Source organism: Yinghuangia sp. ASG 101, from assembly GCF_021165735.1.
In the GTDB taxonomy this organism is placed as follows: Bacteria; Actinomycetota; Actinomycetes; order Streptomycetales; family Streptomycetaceae; genus Yinghuangia.
In genome coordinates this window covers 3,352,480-3,369,644 of the sequence record NZ_CP088911.1, presented here as the reverse complement: position 1 = coordinate 3,369,644, position 17,165 = coordinate 3,352,480, and the positions used below count along the sequence as shown (strand labels likewise).

The 17,165-nt window shown below is 69.8% G+C and carries 24 protein-coding genes; 22 read left to right on the top strand and 2 right to left on the bottom strand.

Features of this window, described 5'->3' with window-relative positions; all coding sequences use genetic code 11:
* Positions 1-30: 30 nt before the first annotated feature.
* From LO772_RS14080 to truA, 19 genes are all read left to right on the top strand, one after another.
* Complete coding sequence (locus LO772_RS14080) at positions 31-216, top strand: type Z 30S ribosomal protein S14 (protein ID WP_179814568.1); 186 nt, start codon at positions 31-33, stop codon at positions 214-216.
* Positions 217-387: 171 nt separating this feature from the next.
* Positions 388-786 (top strand): 30S ribosomal protein S8, encoded by a 399-nt coding sequence (gene rpsH / locus LO772_RS14075; RefSeq protein ID WP_231778754.1) that lies wholly within the window; start codon positions 388-390, stop codon positions 784-786.
* Positions 787-805: 19 nt separating this feature from the next.
* The gene (rplF, locus tag LO772_RS14070; protein ID WP_231778753.1) at positions 806-1,345 is read left to right on the top strand and encodes a 50S ribosomal protein L6; all 540 of its coding nucleotides are present in this window, start codon (positions 806-808) and stop codon (positions 1,343-1,345) included.
* Between the two features lie 2 nt (positions 1,346-1,347).
* A complete protein-coding gene (gene rplR / locus LO772_RS14065) occupies positions 1,348-1,731 on the top strand; it encodes a 50S ribosomal protein L18 (protein WP_231778752.1) in 384 nt (127 codons plus the stop codon).
* Positions 1,732-1,777: 46 nt separating this feature from the next.
* Complete coding sequence (gene rpsE / locus LO772_RS14060) at positions 1,778-2,383, top strand: 30S ribosomal protein S5 (protein ID WP_231778751.1); 606 nt, start codon at positions 1,778-1,780, stop codon at positions 2,381-2,383.
* The gene (gene rpmD / locus LO772_RS14055; protein ID WP_231778750.1) at positions 2,383-2,565 is read left to right on the top strand and encodes a 50S ribosomal protein L30; all 183 of its coding nucleotides are present in this window, start codon (positions 2,383-2,385) and stop codon (positions 2,563-2,565) included. The genes rpsE and rpmD overlap by 1 nt, the downstream gene beginning before the upstream one ends.
* A gap of 1 nt (position 2,566) precedes the next feature.
* Entirely contained in the window at positions 2,567-3,019 is a 453-nt protein-coding gene (gene rplO, locus LO772_RS14050; protein ID WP_231778749.1) for a 50S ribosomal protein L15, read from the top strand.
* A 300-nt stretch (positions 3,020-3,319) separates the two neighbouring features.
* Entirely contained in the window at positions 3,320-4,642 is a 1,323-nt protein-coding gene (secY, locus tag LO772_RS14045; RefSeq protein WP_231778748.1) for a preprotein translocase subunit SecY, read from the top strand.
* On the top strand, positions 4,643-5,299 hold the full coding sequence (locus LO772_RS14040; RefSeq protein WP_231778747.1) for an adenylate kinase: 657 nt from the start codon (positions 4,643-4,645) through the stop codon (positions 5,297-5,299).
* Between the two features lie 232 nt (positions 5,300-5,531).
* Complete coding sequence (map, locus tag LO772_RS14035; RefSeq protein WP_231779543.1) at positions 5,532-6,266, top strand: type I methionyl aminopeptidase; 735 nt, start codon at positions 5,532-5,534, stop codon at positions 6,264-6,266.
* Between the two features lie 154 nt (positions 6,267-6,420).
* A complete protein-coding gene (locus LO772_RS14030; RefSeq protein ID WP_231778746.1) occupies positions 6,421-6,876 on the top strand; it encodes a DUF1707 domain-containing protein in 456 nt (151 codons plus the stop codon).
* 143 nt (positions 6,877-7,019) lie between these two features.
* Positions 7,020-7,241, top strand: a complete 222-nt coding sequence (gene infA / locus LO772_RS14025) for a translation initiation factor IF-1 (RefSeq protein ID WP_018382544.1) — start codon at positions 7,020-7,022, stop codon at positions 7,239-7,241.
* A gap of 130 nt (positions 7,242-7,371) precedes the next feature.
* A complete protein-coding gene (rpmJ, locus tag LO772_RS14020) occupies positions 7,372-7,485 on the top strand; it encodes a 50S ribosomal protein L36 (RefSeq protein WP_009740505.1) in 114 nt (37 codons plus the stop codon).
* A gap of 202 nt (positions 7,486-7,687) precedes the next feature.
* Positions 7,688-8,068: a 30S ribosomal protein S13 gene (gene rpsM / locus LO772_RS14015; RefSeq protein WP_231778745.1), complete on the top strand. Its 381-nt coding sequence runs from the start codon at positions 7,688-7,690 to the stop codon at positions 8,066-8,068.
* 67 nt (positions 8,069-8,135) lie between these two features.
* Positions 8,136-8,537: a 30S ribosomal protein S11 gene (rpsK, locus tag LO772_RS14010; RefSeq protein WP_231778744.1), complete on the top strand. Its 402-nt coding sequence runs from the start codon at positions 8,136-8,138 to the stop codon at positions 8,535-8,537.
* Positions 8,538-8,565: 28 nt separating this feature from the next.
* Positions 8,566-9,192 (top strand): 30S ribosomal protein S4, encoded by a 627-nt coding sequence (gene rpsD / locus LO772_RS14005; protein ID WP_231778743.1) that lies wholly within the window; start codon positions 8,566-8,568, stop codon positions 9,190-9,192.
* A 129-nt stretch (positions 9,193-9,321) separates the two neighbouring features.
* Positions 9,322-10,338, top strand: a complete 1,017-nt coding sequence (locus LO772_RS14000; protein ID WP_231778742.1) for a DNA-directed RNA polymerase subunit alpha — start codon at positions 9,322-9,324, stop codon at positions 10,336-10,338.
* 187 nt (positions 10,339-10,525) lie between these two features.
* Positions 10,526-11,050: a 50S ribosomal protein L17 gene (gene rplQ, locus LO772_RS13995; protein ID WP_231778741.1), complete on the top strand. Its 525-nt coding sequence runs from the start codon at positions 10,526-10,528 to the stop codon at positions 11,048-11,050.
* Positions 11,051-11,167: 117 nt separating this feature from the next.
* Entirely contained in the window at positions 11,168-12,052 is an 885-nt protein-coding gene (truA, locus tag LO772_RS13990) for a tRNA pseudouridine(38-40) synthase TruA (RefSeq protein ID WP_231778740.1), read from the top strand.
* A 31-nt stretch (positions 12,053-12,083) separates the two neighbouring features.
* Here the strand turns inward: truA and LO772_RS13985 are convergent, their stop codons facing one another.
* Positions 12,084-13,118: a hypothetical protein gene (locus tag LO772_RS13985; RefSeq protein WP_231778739.1), complete on the bottom strand. Its 1,035-nt coding sequence runs from the start codon at positions 13,116-13,118 to the stop codon at positions 12,084-12,086.
* A 430-nt stretch (positions 13,119-13,548) separates the two neighbouring features.
* Between LO772_RS13985 and rplM the strand changes: the two genes are divergently transcribed.
* From rplM to glmM, 3 genes are all read left to right on the top strand, one after another.
* Positions 13,549-13,992 carry a 50S ribosomal protein L13 gene (gene rplM, locus LO772_RS13980; RefSeq protein WP_231778738.1) on the top strand — a complete coding sequence of 148 codons (444 nt, stop codon included), beginning with the start codon at positions 13,549-13,551 and terminating at the stop codon, positions 13,990-13,992.
* A 54-nt stretch (positions 13,993-14,046) separates the two neighbouring features.
* Positions 14,047-14,532, top strand: a complete 486-nt coding sequence (rpsI, locus tag LO772_RS13975; protein WP_231778737.1) for a 30S ribosomal protein S9 — start codon at positions 14,047-14,049, stop codon at positions 14,530-14,532.
* Between the two features lie 161 nt (positions 14,533-14,693).
* Positions 14,694-16,046, top strand: a complete 1,353-nt coding sequence (glmM, locus tag LO772_RS13970) for a phosphoglucosamine mutase (RefSeq protein ID WP_231778736.1) — start codon at positions 14,694-14,696, stop codon at positions 16,044-16,046.
* Between the two features lie 97 nt (positions 16,047-16,143).
* On the opposite strand, the gene coaA is transcribed toward glmM, so the two are convergent.
* Positions 16,144-17,121, bottom strand: coding sequence for a type I pantothenate kinase (gene coaA, locus LO772_RS13965; protein WP_231778735.1), 978 nt, complete (start codon positions 17,119-17,121; stop codon positions 16,144-16,146).
* Positions 17,122-17,165 lie beyond the last annotated feature (44 nt).

Below are 17,165 nucleotides of genomic sequence, written 5' to 3'. Positions count from 1 at the left end.
AGCGGCCGAGTCGCAATAAGGAGAGCTGAAGTGGCGAAGAAGGCCCTGATTGCCAAGGCCGCTCGCAAGCCGAAGTTCGCGGTGCGCGGTTACACGCGCTGCCAGCGGTGCGGTCGCCCGCACTCGGTGTACCGCAAGTTCGGCCTGTGCCGTGTGTGCCTGCGCGTGATGGCGCACGCCGGCGAGCTGCCCGGCGTCACCAAGAGCAGCTGGTAGGCGAACCCGCCTGCCGGCAACCATCCTCGCCGCGTCGCGAGGGTGTCCGAACCAACGCTGTAGGTCCCGTCCCGCAGTCGTCGCCGCGCGCCGCCCGTCCCCTCGTGGGAAGGGCGGCCCGGGACAGATCGCATTTCGGGAAACCGCAGCGGGAAAGGCCCTGAGGCCGTCATGACCATGACCGACCCCATCGCAGACATGTTGACGCGTCTGCGGAATGCCAACTCGGCTTACCACGACGACGTCGTGATGCCGTACAGCAAGATCAAGTCGCACATCGCGGAGATCCTCCAGCAGGAGGGTTACATCCAGGGCTGGCGCGTCGAGGACGCCGAGGTCGGCAAGAGCCTCGTCATCGACCTGAAGTACGGCCCGAACCGCGAGCGCTCGGTCGCCGGCATCCGCCGCGTCTCGAAGCCCGGTCTGCGGGTGTACGCGAAGTCCACGAACCTGCCGAAGGTGCTGGGAGGCCTCGGCGTCGCGATCATCTCGACGTCGTCCGGTCTGCTCACCGACCGTCAGGCCGCGAAGAAAGGCGTGGGCGGGGAAGTCCTCGCCTTCGTCTGGTAACCGGAAGGGAGGCACAGCTATGTCGCGTATCGGACGGCTGCCCATCCCGGTTCCCACCGGTGTGGACGTCACCATCAATGGCCGCGAGGTCGTCGTGAAGGGCCCCAAGGGCACCCTGTCGCACAACCTCGCCACTCCGATCGAGATCGCCAAGTCGGACGACGGCACCCTCGCGGTGACGCGCCCCAACGACGAGCGGCTCTCGAAGGCCCTGCACGGGCTGTCCCGGACGCTGGTGGCGAACATGATCACCGGTGTGACCCAGGGATACAGCAAGAAGCTCGAAATCAGCGGTGTCGGCTACCGCGTGGCGGCGAAGGGCTCCTCGCTGGAGTTCGCGCTGGGTTACAGCCACCCGATCGTCGTCGAGGCCCCCGAGGGCATCTCCTTCATCGTCGAGAGCCCGACCAAGTTCGAGGTCCAGGGCATCGACAAGCAGAAGGTCGGCGAGGTCGCCGCGAACATCCGCAAGCTTCGCAAGCCTGACCCGTACAAGGCCAAGGGCGTGAAGTACGCGGGTGAGGTCATCCGCCGCAAGGTCGGAAAGGCTGGTAAGTAGGCATGGCCGTCGGTGTGAAGGTCGGCAAGGGCGTGGCGAAGAAGTCCACGTCGCGCAAGCGCCGGCACGTTCGGGTCCGGAAGCGTGTTTCCGGCACCCCCCAGCGGCCACGTCTGGTCGTGACCCGCAGTACGCGTCACATCGTGGCGCAGGTCATCGACGACCTGGCCGGTCACACGCTCGCGTCCGCCTCGACGATGGACGTGTCCATCCGCGGCGGCGAGGGCGACAAGACCGAAAAGGCGCGCAAGGTCGGCGAGCTCGTCGCTGAGCGGGCCAAGGCAGCCGGCATCGAGACCGTGGTGTTCGACCGTGGTGGCAACAAGTACCACGGCCGTATCGCCGCGCTCGCGGATGCCGCTCGTGAGAACGGGCTGGCTTTCTGAGCCCGCTGGTCCGGACAAGCTTCGTACGACAGATGAGGATTTTCTGATGGCTGGACCCCAGCGCCGCGGTGGCGGCGCCGGCGGCGGCGAGCGTCGGGACCGGCGGGATCGGCGCGACGGCGGCGCCGCCGCCGAGAAGACCGCATACGTCGAGCGCGTCGTCGCGATCAACCGTGTGGCCAAGGTAGTCAAGGGTGGCCGCCGCTTCAGCTTCACCGCGCTGGTCGTGGTGGGCGACGGCGACGGCACCGTGGGTGTCGGATACGGCAAGGCCAAGGAGGTGCCGGCCGCCATCGCCAAGGGTGTGGAGGAGGCCAAGAAGCACTTCTTCAAGGTCCCCCGTATCCAGGGCACCATCCCGCACCCGATCCAGGGCGAGGCGGCGGCCGGAGTCGTGCTGCTCAAGCCGGCGTCCCCCGGTACCGGTGTCATCGCCGGCGGCCCGGTGCGCGCCGTCCTGGAGTGCGCGGGCATCCACGACGTGCTGAGCAAGTCGCTCGGCTCGGACAACGCGATCAACATCGTGCACGCGACGGTGGCGGCCCTGAAAGGTCTCCAGCGTCCCGAGGAGATCGCGGCTCGCCGCGGGCTCCCGCTGGAGGACGTGGCCCCGGCCGCGCTGCTGCGGGCCCGCGCGGGAGTGGGTGCGTGATGGCGCGTCTCAAGGTCACGCAGACCCGGTCGAAGATCGGGAGCAAGCAGAACCAGCGCGACACTCTCCGGTCGCTCGGCCTCAAGCGCGTCCACGACGTGGTCGTCAAAGAGGACCGTCCGGAGATCCGCGGCATGATTTTCACGGTGCAGCACCTGGTCACCGTCGAGGAGGTGGACTGAGATGGGAGCCGAGAACCCGCTGAAGGTGCACCACCTGCGGCCCGCTCCCGGCGCCAAGACCGCCAAGACCCGCGTGGGTCGTGGTGAGGCGTCGAAGGGCAAGACCGCCGGTCGCGGTACCAAGGGCACGAAGGCCCGCTACCAGGTTCCGGAGCGCTTCGAGGGTGGGCAGATGCCCCTCCACATGCGTCTCCCGAAGCTGAAGGGCTTCAAGAACCCGTTCCGCACCGAGTACCAGGTCGTCAACCTGGACAAGCTCGGCGCGCTGTTCCCCGAGGGCGGCGACGTGACCGTCGACGACCTCGTGGCCAAGGGCGCGGCCCGCAGGAACCAGCCGATCAAGATCCTCGGCCAGGGCGAGATCACCGTCGCGGTCCGGGTCAAGGCGCACGCCTTCTCCGGCTCCGCGAAGGAGAAGATCGCGGCGGCCGGCGGCTCGGCCGACGAGCTGTAAGAGCGACGGCTTCTTTGCAGGGGCGCCACGCCGGTAAGGTGGTGGCGCCCCTGTGTCGTCTGCGGCCCCTGCTTTCCGGCGGTCACCGACTCCGCCGAGGCAGAGCGAGAGCCGCAGCCACGACGGTGCGGAACAGCGGGATGACATCCCCGCGTCCGCACGGCAAATCTCCCGGTCCGCGCGTCACTTCCGCGGACCGACGCTGTTATTGTCCGTGAGGTTCGACAACCGGACCTCCCCGTAGACACGGGACCGATCGATCAAACGACTTGCCCTCCGGGGCGAGGCGCAGGAGGCAGTGTGCTCACCGCGTTCGCCCGGGCGTTCCGCACGCCCGACCTGCGCAAGAAGCTGCTGTTCACATTGGGGATCATCGTCCTGTTCCGGATCGGGTCCACCATCCCGGTCCCGGGCGTCTCCTTCCAGATGGTCCGCAAGTGCGTGGACGCGTCGGACCAAGGCGGCCTCTTCGGCCTGGTGAACATGTTCAGCGGCGGTGCGCTGCTGCAGCTGACGATCTTCGCGCTCGGGATCATGCCGTACATCACGGCGAGCATCATCCTGCAGCTGCTGACGGTCGTCATTCCGCGGTTGGAGGCCCTCAAGAAAGAGGGCCAGTCCGGAACCGCCAAGATCACGCAGTACACCCGGTACCTCACGATCGCGCTGGCGATCCTCCAGTCGACGGCCCTGGTGGCGACGGCCCGCAGCGGCGCGCTGTTCAGCAGCTCCGGCGGCGGTGAGTGCCAGCCGGACCAGATCGTCCCGGACCAGAGCCTGTTCCGCATCCTGGTGATGGTCTGTGTGATGACCGCGGGCACGTCGTTCATCATGTGGCTCGGTGAGCTGGTGACCGACCGCGGCATCGGCAACGGCATGTCGATCCTGATGTTCGTCTCGGTGGCGGCGGGCTTCCCGTCCGCGCTGTGGAACATCAAGCAGACCGGTGAGCTCGGCGGCGGCTGGGTGGCCTTCCTGACCGTCATCGCGGTGGGTCTGCTCATGGTCGGCCTGGTCGTCTTCGTCGAGCAGGCGCAACGCCGCATCCCGGTGCAGTACGCCAAGCGGATGATCGGACGCCGGGCTTACGGCGGTACGTCCACCTACATCCCGCTCAAGGTGAACCAGGCGGGCATCATCCCCGTGATCTTCGCCTCGTCGCTGCTCTACATCCCGGCCCTGATCGCGCAGTTCAGCGGCAGTGATTCCGGCTGGGCGATCTGGATCGAGAAGAACTTCGTCAAGGGTGACCACCCTCTGTACATCGCGACGTACTTCCTGCTGATCGTTTTCTTCGCGTTCTTCTACGTGGCGATCACGTTCAACCCCGAGGAAGTTGCGGACAACATGAAGAAGTATGGTGGTTTCATCCCGGGCATCCGCGCCGGCAGACCGACTGCGGAGTACCTCAACTACATCCTCACCCGGATCACCTGGCCCGGATCGTTCTACCTGGGCATGATCGCGCTCGTACCCACGATCGCGCTCGTGCTGTTCAACGCCACGAACAACTTCCCGTTCGGCGGTACGAGCATCCTGATCATCGTGGGAGTGGGTCTGGAAACCGTGAAGCAGATCGAGAGCCAGCTCCAGCAGCGCAACTACGAAGGCTTCCTCCGCTAAATGCGTATCGTTCTTGTGGGCCCACCCGGCGCGGGCAAGGGGACCCAGGCCCAATTCATCGCCGCAGACCTGTCGATCCCCGCGATCTCGACGGGCGATCTCTTTCGCAGCAACGTGGCCCAGAGGACGCCGTTGGGCCTGGAAGCGAAGAAGTACATGGACGCGGGCAACCTCGTCCCCGACGAAGTCACGATCGGGATGGTCCGGGACCGCCTCGCGCAGCCGGACGCCGCCGACGGCTTTCTGCTCGACGGATTCCCGCGGAACACCGCCCAGGCCAAGGTCCTCGACGAGATATTGGCCGAGCACGGCACCCGGTTGGATGCCGTCCTGGAGCTGGATGTCCCGTCCAAGGAGATCATCCAGCGGCTCTCCGGCCGTCGCCAATGCCGCGCGCACGGGCACGTGTGCCACATCTTCTTCGACCGTCCGCAGGTCGACGGTGTGTGCGACGAGTGCGGCAGCGAGCTGTACCAGCGTGACGACGACCGCGAGGAGACGGTGAAGCACCGTCTGGACGTCTACAAGGAGCAGACCGAGCCGCTCGTCGGCTACTACTCCGAGCAGGGCATCCTCGTCGTCATCGACGCTCTGGGACGCGTGCCCGAGGTCACCGAGCGGGCCAAGAACGCGCTGAAGGCGTTCAAGCAGGACTGATTGTCGGGCCGGGCCCGAGGGCGAGGCACGCACGGCCGACACGGCATGGGCGATCCGGGATCTCCGGGTCGCCCATGTGTCTGTCGGCGCGCGGGCAGGACGAACACCGATGCGCCGGCCCCACCCCGCGGGCCGGACCAGGACGCCGACACGGCGCGGAAGGACGACAGAGCCGGTGATCAAGAGGCGGCGCACCAAGATCGAGCGCAAGACCCCCGCGCAGATCGAGAAGATGCGGCTCGCGGGCGGTGTCGTGGCGACGACGCTCGTGAAGCTCCGCGAGGCGGCCGTTCCCGGCGCCACCACCCGTGAGCTGGACGCGATCGCGGAGCGGTCGATCCGCGACGCCGGCGCCGTCCCGTCGTTCAAGGGCTACCACGGCTTCCCCGCGTCGATCTGCGCGTCGGTCAACGACGTGGTGGTGCACGGCATCCCGGACGACACCCCGCTGCGCGAGGGCGACCTGATCTCGATCGACTGCGGCGCGATCCTGGACGGCTGGCACGGCGACTCCGCGATCACCGTCGCGGTCGGTGCCGTCGCCGACGAACTGGCCGAACTCAGCCGGGTCTGCGAGGAGTCGCTGTGGGCGGGCATCGCGGCGGCGAAGCCCGGCGGGCGCCTCAGCGACATCGGCAACGCGGTCGAGCGGGCGATCCGCGCCCACGCCCCGGCGGGCGGCGGGGAGTACGGCATCGTCGAGGACTACGGCGGCCACGGCATCGGCACCGAGATGCACCAGGACCCGCACATCCTCAACTACGGCCGCGCCGGGCAGGGGCCGGACCTGCTGCCGGGCGTGTGCCTGGCGATCGAGCCGATGGTGACGCTCGGCAGGCCGGCGACGTACACGATGCCGGACGAGTGGACGGTCAAGACCACCGCGGGCGGGTGTGCCGCCCACTGGGAGCACTCGATCGCGGTGACCGAGGAAGGGCCGATCGTCCTCACCGCGCTGCCCGCCTGAGGCCTGAGGCGGCGGAAACGTGTCCGAGCCCGTCCGAGCCCGTCCGAGCCCCCGTACCGGGTCGCGCCACCGTGCTCGGCGCGACCGGCGCCGCCCCGCCCCCGCGAAGGCCGCCGGGCGCCCTCGCGGCCGACGCACCGCATAACCTGGTCCGATGGACGGTGACGGCGGAGGGGTGACCGCGGAGGACCGTGAACGGGCCACCGAGGTGCTGCGGGAGCGCATGGCCTCGGGGCGGCTGTCGCTGGCGGAGTACCAGGCGCGGTTGCGGCGGGTGAAGGCGGCGGCGACGGCCGCGGACCTGGACGCGGTGGTGCGCGACCTGTCTGCCGGACGCGATGCCGACGAGCGCGACGACGGGGGACCGCCGTCCGCCGGTCCGCCGGAGACGGCCCCGGCACCGGAGGGACGGTCCCGGGCCGGCTGCGCGGGGACGCTCGTCGTCCTGGTGGCCGCGGCGCGCACGGCCTCCGCGGCCTACCGGGCCTACCGGGCCTACTCGGCCTGTTCTCCCGGCCGACGCGCACGGCCCGGTGCGGCCGATACGGCCTCCCGTGCGGTACGGTCCGCCACCCGGTTTCACTTCTCGTGGCCGCGTGCCTTAGACTGACTCGTCGGCTTATCTGTAGCCGCGTTTCGCCACGCCCCCCGGATGCCGGTCAGGAATCTGGCCAGTGATCGATAGGCGCGTGCCTCGCGGCGGATGTGACAGCCGACGGTAGATGATTCCCGAGTAGATGAAGTGCGGAGGACATGCCCAAAAAGCAAGGGGCCATTGAGATCGAGGGCACCGTCATCGAGTCTCTCCCCAACGCCATGTTCCGCGTCGAGCTGCAAAACGGGCACAAGGTCCTTGCACACATCAGCGGGAAGATGCGGATGCACTACATCCGTATCCTTCCGGACGACCGGGTTGTCGTCGAGCTGAGCCCGTACGACCTGACCCGCGGCCGGATCGTCTACCGCTACAAGTAGGCGAGCACCCGCCGTCCCGCCGTCCTCCTGCTGGTCGAGGGGGCGGGCGCGGGAGCGAACCCGACAACCGCCTCGGCGACGAGGGCGTCTTCGTACGCCCTCGTCAGCACGTACCGGAGAGATTCAGATCATGAAGGTCAAGCCGAGCGTCAAGAAGATCTGTGACAAGTGCAAGGTGATCCGCCGTCACGGCCGGGTCATGGTGATCTGCGAGAACCTGCGCCACAAGCAGCGCCAGGGCTGAGCGGAGCCACCGCGCACGCGGCACGCGATCGTCGCGCGACGCACACACCCGCAACACCACGCAAGAGTCGCATCACCCGACCCCCGCAGCAGTCAGGCGCGGGACGCCACCCCCGGTCGGAGGCCGGGGACCGAAGGACCACTGAGCGGGCCTTCCGGACCGGTGATGCGCAGAACCTCCGACGAACCCAGGAGCCACATCCATGGCACGCCTTGCCGGCGTCGACCTCCCCCGTGAGAAGCGGGTCGAGGTTGCGCTCACCTACATCTTCGGCGTCGGGCGCACCCGCGCGCTGGAGACCCTGAACAACACCGGCGTCAACCCGGACACGCGCGTCCGCGACCTCACCGAGGACGACCTGGTCAAGCTGCGCGACTGGATCGACGGCAACTACCGGATCGAGGGCGACCTGCGCCGCGAGATCCAGGCCGACATCCGCCGCAAGGTCGAGATCGGCTGCTACGAGGGTCTGCGGCACCGCCGCGGCCTCCCCGTGCGCGGCCAGCGCACCCACACCAACGCGCGCACCCGCAAGGGCCCGCGTCGCGCGATCGCCGGCAAGAAGAAGCCGGGCAAGAAGTAGTCCGCTCAACGACGGATCTGACGGTCCCGAGTAAAGCCGGACCGACGACCTCAGGAGTTTCCAGCAGATGCCTCCCAAGAGCCGCACCGGCGCCAAAAAGGTGCGTCGCAAGGAAAAGAAGAACGTCGCTCACGGGCACGCCCACATCAAGAGCACGTTCAACAACACGATCGTCTCGATCACCGACCCCAGCGGGAACGTGATCTCGTGGGCCTCCGCGGGCCACGTGGGCTTCAAGGGTTCGCGTAAGTCGACCCCGTTCGCCGCGCAGATGGCCGCCGAGTCGGCCGCCCGCCGCGCGCAGGAGCACGGCATGCGCAAGGTCGACGTCTTCGTCAAGGGCCCGGGCTCGGGCCGTGAGACCGCCATTCGCTCGCTGCAGGCCACCGGCCTCGAGGTGGGGTCCATCCAGGACGTCACCCCCGTGCCGCACAACGGCTGCCGCCCCCCCAAGCGCCGCCGCGTCTGACCCGCAGCTGAGTAGGAGTTAACGAACCATGGCGCGTTACACCGGCGCTGACTGCAAGCGCTGCCGTCGCGAGAAGATGAAGCTGTTCCTCAAGGGCAGCAAGTGCGAAGGGCCGAAGTGCCCGATCGAGATCCGGCCCTACCCTCCGGGTGAGCACGGCCGCGGTCGCACCAAGGACAGCGAGTACCTGCTCCAGATGCGCGAGAAGCAGAAGTGCGCTCGCATCTACGGCGTCCTGGAGAAGCAGTTCCGCGGTTACTACGAAGAGGCGAACCGCAAGCAGGGCAAGACCGGCGAGAACCTGCTGCGCATCCTCGAATCGCGGCTCGACAACGTGGTCTACCGCGCGGGCTTCGCCAAGTCCCGTGACCACGCCCGCCAGCTGGTCCGCCACGGCCACATCCTGGTCAACGGCGTCAAGACCGACATCCCGTCGGCCCGCGTCGGCGAGAACGACATCGTCGAGGTCCGCCGCGAGTCGGTCGAGCTGACCCCGTTCGTGGTGGCCCGCGCCGAGGCCGGGGAGCGCCCCGTCCCCGCGTGGCTCGAGGTCATCCCGAGCAAGATGCGCATCCTCGTGCACTCCCTGCCGGCGCGTCAGGTCATCGACACGCAGGTCCAGGAGCAGCTCATCGTCGAGCTTTACTCGAAGTAACCCCCCCGGGGTCGTGTCGAGAGACGACAAAAAATGAGGGCGGGCGGGACGGTTCACACCGTTCCGCCCGTACCCTTGCCATAGCCGTCGGTGTCATATAGCGGGCACCGAAGACTTGGAGGACAACCCATGCTGATCGCACAGCGTCCCACTCTGACCGAGGACGTCGTCGACGAATACCGCTCCCGGTTCGTGATCGAGCCGCTGGAGCCGGGCTTCGGCTACACCCTCGGCAACTCGCTGCGTCGTACGCTCCTCTCCTCGATCCCCGGTGCCGCCGTCACCAGCATCCGGATCGACGGGGTCCTGCACGAGTTCACCACCGTGCCGGGCGTCAAGGAGGACGTCACCGACCTCATCCTCAACATCAAGCAGCTCGTCGTCTCCTCGGAGCACGACGAGCCGGTCGTGATGTACCTGCGCAAGCAGGGCCCGGGTGTGGTCACCGCCGGCGACATCGCGCCTCCGGCCGGTGTCGAGGTGCACAACCCCGACCTGGTGCTGGCGACACTGAACGCCAAGGGCAAGCTGGAGATGGAGCTGACCGTCGAGCGCGGTCGCGGCTACGTCTCCGCGGTGCAGAACAAGCAGGCGGGCCAGGAGATCGGCCGGATCCCGGTCGACTCGATCTACTCGCCCGTCATGAAGGTCACGTACAAGGTCGAGGCCACCCGTGTCGAGCAGCGCACGGACTTCGACAAGCTGATCGTGGACGTCGAGACCAAGCCGTCGATGCGCCCGCGCGACTCGATGGCGTCGGCCGGCAAGACCCTGGTCGAGCTGTTCGGCCTGGCCCGCGAGCTCAACGTCGACGCCGAGGGCATCGACATGGGCCCGTCGCCGACGGACGCCGCGCTCGCGGCCGACCTGGCGCTGCCGATCGAGGAGCTGGAGCTCACGGTCCGCTCGTACAACTGCCTCAAGCGCGAGGGCATCCACACCGTGGGTGAGCTGGTGGCGCGCAGCGAGGCCGACCTGCTGGACATCCGCAACTTCGGTGCGAAGTCCATCGACGAGGTCAAGGCGAAGCTGGCCGGCATGGGCCTCGCGCTCAAGGACAGCCCGCCCGGATTCGACCCGACCGCCGCGGCCGACAGCTTCGGCGACGAGGACGACCACGGGTTCGCGGAGACCGAGCAGTACTAGCGGGGGACGCCTCGTGGATCGCGACGCGGATACCGAGCAGTACTGACACCCCGTGGGGCAGGGCCTCGGCTCTGCCGCACAGGCCGCTTCCGGCGACCCGTCGGAAGCTCGCGTCCGGGCCGGCCGGCCCGGACGGACTGACACCGGTACCTGATACGGCCGGTGCAGGGAATCCAAGGAGAAAGCAATGCCCCGTCCCGCAAAGGGTGCCCGCCTCGGTGGCGGCCCGGCTCACGAGCGCCTGCTCCTGTCGGGCCTCGCGACCGCGCTCTTCGAGCACGGCCGGATCACCACGACCGAGGCCAAGGCCCGCCGTCTGCGGCCCGTCGCGGAGAAGCTGATCACCAAGGCGAAGCGCGGCGACCTGCACGCGCGCCGCCAGGTGCTCACGGTCATCCGCGACAAGAGCGTTGTGCACACGCTCTTCGAGGAGATCGGTCCTCGGTACGAGAACCGCCCCGGCGGCTACACCCGCATCACCAAGATCGGGAACCGCAAGGGCGACAACGCGCCGATGGCCGTGATCGAGCTGGTCGAGGCCCTGACCGTGGCGCAGTCCGCGGTGGGCGAGGCCGAGGCCGCGACCAAGCGCTCCGTCAAGGAGCAGGAGGCCAAGGCCGACCTGGTCAAGGAGACCGAGGCCGACGTCGAGGAGACCGCGGACGCCGCCGGCGAGGACGCCGGGGACGACAAGGTCGACACGGAGAAGTAGGACGCCCGAGCGTTCGACCGACGCCGTGTGCGGGCCCGTTCGCCACCCTTCGGGGTCGGCGGCGGGCCCGTGGCTTTTGGTGCGCGGCCGAGGCGGCGCGAAAGGGGGAGGACAGCGTTGAGCACGGACGGCGCGGACGGCGTGCCGGGCCTGGACCCGGTGCGGCTGCGCATCGATCTGGCGTACGACGGAACGGAGTTCTCGGGGTGGGCGCGGCAGCCTGGCCTGCGGACCGTCCAGGGCACGCTGGAGGCGGCGCTGACCACCGTCCTGCGGCTGGCGGAGCCCGCGCAGCTGACCGTCGCCGGGCGCACGGACGCGGGGGTGCACGCGCGCGGCCAGGTCGCGCACGTGGACATCCCCGCCGACCGGTGGACCATGGACGGCCGCCAGTTGGTGCGCCGGCTGTCGGGCACGTTGCCGCGGGACGTGCGCGTGCGCGAGGTGTCCGCGGCGCCCGCCGGCTTCGACGCGCGCTTCGCGGCGGAGTGGCGGCGCTACGCGTACCGCGTCAGCGACGCGCCCGGCGGGGTCGACCCGCTGCGGCGCGCCCATGTGGTCTGGCACGACCGGCCGTTGGACGTGGACGTGATGAACGAGGCCGCGGGCCTGCTGCTCGGCGACCACGATTTCGCGGCCTACTGCAAGCGGCGCGAGGGCGCCTCGACGGTCCGCTGCCTCAAGGAGTTCCACTGGGTGCGCGAGACGCCGGGGGAGGCGGACGCGGGGCCGGGGTTCACGCCGCTGGTGATCGCCGCCGTGCGCGCCGACGCCTTCTGCCACAACATGGTGCGCTCCCTGGTGGGGGCCATGATGGCGGTCGGGTCGGGGCGGCGTCCGGTGCGCTGGCCGGCGGAGGTGCTGGCGCGGGGGGTGCGCGATTCCGCGGTGCACGTCGCACCGGCGCACGGGCTGGTGCTGGAGGAGGTCGCGTACCCGTCGGACGAGCGGCTGGCCGAGCGCGCGGCGCGGGCGAAGCGGCCCCGGCTCGACGTGGTCTGAACACCGGCCCCGGGCGCGTGCGCCGCGCGGCCTACTGGCCCTGGATGGCCTTCTCCGCCTCCGCCTTGGCCGCGTCGTAGATGGCCTGGGAGCGCTTTTCGCCGCGTGCCGCGAGGGCTTCGCGGGCCGCACGGTCGAGGTCGGTGCCGAGCTGGTCGACCTTCGGGTCGCCCTTGGCGGGATCGATGCGGTTCTCCGGCCCCGGGTAGCCGCCGATGAGGAACACGCCATACCGGCCAAGGGAGTTCGTCTGCCGCGCGCAGATCACGGCGGGGGTGTTCGGCTGGGGCACGGGGCACAGCACCGGCACGGGGCCGCCGGGGAGGCCGAGCAGCGCGGCGTCGCGGTTGGCGTTGCCCTGGGCCGCGGCGGCCTTCGCGTCGTCCGGGTTCGCGAACGATCCGACGGCGACCGTCGCCGCGGTGCCGTCCGGTCCCGTGGCGGTGATCCGGATGACCTGCGCGCAGGCGTTGCCGCGCAGGATTTCGGCCAGGGCCGGGTTGGCGGTGTCCGCGCAGTTGTTGTCGAGTTGCCGGGCGACGATGGCGTACGTGCGTCCGTTCACCGTGATCTGCGGTGCGGGGAACAGCGCTTCGGGTGTGAACGGCCCGGTGTCGAGTGCGGGATCGGCGAGCACCGCCTCGCCGCCGGGTGCCGGCGGGACCGTCGGCGCGGGCCGGAAGGTGGGCCGCGTCACCTCGGGGCCGGCCCCGGCGTCGGGGGGTGCGGCGGTGTCCGAATCCGCGTCGTCGCCGCCGCCCGCGAGTGCCAGCCAGGTGGCGACGCCGCCGACGACGAGCGCGATCACGACGCCGATCACGATGCCGCGGAACGACTTCTTGGGCCGTCCGCGCCGCCCGTTGCCTCCGCCGGCGTTGCGGCGTGCCGCGGCCCGTCGCGCGCTTCGCGTCGAGACCGTTGTCCCGTACGGGTCTTGCGGAACGTACGGGTCGCGCCCGTCGGCCGGTTCGTACTCCGGCGCACCGGGTCGAACCGTCCACGGCGTCGACCCGTCGGTTCCGGTCGACCGTGCCTGACCGCCGTAGCCGTTGCGGTCCCCACTCACGGCAGCCTCCACCGTCTTGGAGCGTGTCCGGGAGCCTTTCGCGGCTCTCGGACACGGCTCTTGGCCTTCGAGCCCCCGCTCGGGCCCCGCTTGGGCCCGCAGCATAACGTCGGGGAGGGGCCGTGGTCGGCACCGCTCGTCCGGACGGATAACATGGCCGGAGGGAAGGCGGCCCGGGGAGGCCGGTCCCTCGCCGCTCGTTTTGACCGGCGTAGCGTAAACCCGGTATTCTGCCGGTTCGTTGTGCGTATTGGCTTGGCTGCGTGAACTCGCGGTGTGGAGTCTTCAGTGAAGCCGGTACGCCGGGCCGAGAGGCCCCCGGCAACAACCGACCTGTATGTGTTACGCAGCAGCGTGCGGGAGACGCCGGGCCCAGCCCCACGCGCCATCCCGTCAGCACACACTCACGAAGAAGCGAAGGCTATCGACCGTGCGCACGTACAGCCCTAAGCCCGGCGACGTCCAGCGTCAGTGGCACGTCATCGACGCGACCGATGTGGTGCTCGGCCGTCTGTCCACCCAGGCCGCTGCCCTGCTCCGGGGCAAGCACAAGCCGGTGTACGCGCCGCACGTCGACACCGGCGATTTCGTCATCATTGTGAACGCCGACAAGGTCCACCTGTCCGGCAACAAGCGGACCCAGAAGCTGGCGTACCGCCACTCCGGCCACCCGGGCGGTCTCCGCGCGGTCCGCTACGACGACCTGCTGGAGAAAAGCCCGGAGAAGGCAGTCGAGAAGGCCGTCAAGGGCATGCTCCCGAAGAACTCGCTCGGCCGGCAGATGCTGACGAAGCTCAAGGTGTACGCGGGCCCGAACCACCCGCACCAGGCCCAGCAGCCGGTGCCGTTCGAGATCACCCAGGTCGCGCAGTAGTCACGGCCACAACGCAGCCGCGATGAGCGGCTGAGGATCGCAAAGAGGAGAATCGTGGCCGAGACCACCGCCGAGACCCCTGTCGCGGAGACCGAGGAAGTAAGCCTCGAGAGCTACACCTCGGAGTCCCTGGCCGGTCGCTTCAGCGACCCGCAGCCGGGTGCCGCCACCGGCCGCCGCAAGGAGGCCATCGCGCGCGTCCGGATCGTTCCGGGCACCGGCAAGTGGAAGATCAACGGGCGCACGCTGGAGACCTACTTCCCGAACAAGGTCCACCAGCAGCTCGTCAACGAGCCGTTCAAGATCCTTGAGCTGGACGACAAGTACGACGTGATCGCCCGTATCTCGGGCGGCGGTGTCTCCGGCCAGGCCGGCGCGCTGCGTCTGGGTGTCGCCCGGGCGCTCAACGAGGCCGACGTCGAGGTGAACCGCCCGGCGCTCAAGAAGGCCGGCTTCCTGACCCGTGACGCGCGCGCCACCGAGCGCAAGAAGCCGGGTCTGAAGAAGGCCCGTAAGGCTCCGCAGTACAGCAAGCGCTGATTCCGGCGCGGCCTGCCCGCATTTTGCATCGGCCCCCGGGGCACAGAGTCTGTGCCCCGGGGGCCGATGCTTTTGCGTAAGGAACCGCGGCGCGCGTTTCGCAGTCCATGTCAGGGATTTGACTCCGCAGTCTGTGCGGTGACGATGCGGGAGGTCCGAAGGTGGGACGACTGTTCGGTACGGACGGTGTTCGCGGGCTGGCCAACGGTCGGCTGACCGCGGAGCTGGCGCTCGACCTGGCGGTGTGTGCCGCCCGGGTGCTCGGCAGCGAGAGCCGGGAGGCCGGGCACGGGCGGCGCCCGTTCGCGGTGGTCGGCCGCGATCCGCGCGCTTCCGGCGAGTTCCTGGAGGCCGCGGTGGTCGCCGGTCTCGCGGGGGCGGGCGTCGACGTCTACCGGGCCGGTGTCCTGCCCACCCCGGCGGTCGCGTATCTGACCGGCATGCTGGGGGCGGACCTCGGCGTCATGCTGTCCGCGAGCCATAACGCGATGCCGGACAACGGCGTCAAGTTCTTCGCGCGCGGCGGCCACAAGCTGCCCGACGAGGTCGAGGACCGGATCGAGGCGCTGCTCGGCACCGACTGGGACCGCCCGACGGGTGCCCAGGTCGGCCGCGTCCAGGACCACCCGGAGGGCCACGCGCGGTATGTCGAGCATCTGCTCGCGACGCTGCCGCACCGCCTCGACGGCCTCAAAGTGGTCCTCGACTGCGCGAACGGAGCTTCCTCGCGGGTCGCCCCGGACGCGCTGCGGCAGGCCGGCGCGGAGGTCATCGCGATCCACGCGGAGCCGAACGGCCTGAACATCAACGACGGTTGCGGTTCGACGCACCTGGCCGACCTCAAGGCGGCCGTGGTGGAGCACGGCGCCGACGCGGGCATCGCGCACGACGGCGACGCGGACCGCTGCCTGGCGGTCGACGCGACCGGCACCGAGGTGGACGGCGACCAGATCCTCGCCGTGCTGGCGCTCGCGATGCGCGACGCGGGCGCCCTGCGCGAGGACACGTTGGTGGCCACCGTGATGTCGAACCTCGGGCTGAAGCTGGCGATGCAGGACGCCGGCGTCAAGATGGTCGAGACCGCGGTCGGCGACCGCTACGTGCTGGAGGCCATGCAGGCCGGCGGGCTGACGCTCGGCGGCGAGCAGTCCGGGCACGTGGTGATGCTCGACCACGCGACGACCGGGGACGGCACGCTCACCGCGCTGCACCTGCTGGCGCGTGTCGCGCAGACCGCGCGTCCGCTGCGCGATCTCGCGACGGTCGTCACGCGGCTGCCGCAGGTGCTGGTGAACGTCTCCGGGGTGGACCGGACGCGCGTGCAGGCGTCGCCCGGTCTCGCCGCCGCGGTGGCGGAGGCGGAGGCCCGCCTCGGTGAGGAGGGCCGCGTACTGCTGCGCCCGTCGGGGACGGAGCCGCTGGTGCGCGTGATGGTGGAGGCGCCGACGCACGAGCGGGCCGAGTACGAGGCCGGTTTGCTGGCGGACGTCGTCCGCGCGGAGCTTTCGGTCTGAGGCAGGTGGGGCCGGGCGCCGGCGCCTTCGCCGGTGTCCCGGTGGCCGTGTGGCCGTGTGGCCGTGGTGCCCGGCGTCGGCGCGTCCGGGCGGCGGATCACAGCTTGCGCAGGCGCAGCCGGTTCACGGCGTGGTCCGGGCCCTTGCGCAGGACGAGGGTGGCCCGGCCGCGCGTGGGCAGGACGTTCTGCTCCAGGTTGAGTTCGTTGATGTCGCGCCAGACGCCGTCCGCGTAGGCGACGGCCTCGTCCTCGGTCATCGCGGCGTAACGCCGGAAGTACGAGGCGGGGTCGCGGAACGCGGTCTGACGCAGTTTCAGGAACCGGTCCAGGTACCAGCGCCGGATGTCCGAGGTGCGTGCGTCGACGTAGACGCTGAAGTCGAAGAAGTCGGAGACCGCGAGGCGGGGGCGGCCGTCGGCGCCCACACGCGCGGGCTGCAGGACGTTGAGGCCCTCGACGATGAGGATGTCCGGCCTCCGCACGACGAGGCGTTCGCCGGGGACGATGTCGTAGGTCAGGTGCGAGTACACCGGCGCGGACACCTCGGGCTTGCCGGCCTTGACGTCGGCGACGAGCCGTACGAGGGCGCGCTGGTCGTACGACTCGGGGAAGCCCTTGCGGTGCATGATGCCGCGCCGTTCCAACTCGGCGTTGGGGTAGAGGAATCCGTCGGTGGTGAGCAGCGCCACGTGCGGGTGGTCCGGCCAGCGGGCGAGCAGCGCGCGCAGGATGCGCGAGGTCGTGCTCTTGCCGACCGCGACGCTGCCGGCGACGCCTATGACGAACGGCGTGGCCGGCCGGTCGTCGCTGCCGAGGAAGGTGGTGAGCGCCGAGTTGAGGCCGCGTGTCGCGCCCACGTAGAGATTGAGCAGGCGGGACAGCGGGAGGTAGACGTCGGTGACTTCGTGCAGGTCGACGATGTCGCCGAGGCCGCGCAGCTGTTCCAATTCGTCGGCGGTCAGGGGCAGGGGTGTGTTGGCCCGGAGCCGGCTCCACGCCTCGCGGTCGAGTTCGACATACGGAGACAGGTCGCGTGCCGCGCCGGGGCTGACGGTGGTGTGCACGCCACACATTCTCCTCAAGGGGGGCGTACGGTCGCCCGCCGGGCCGGTTCAAG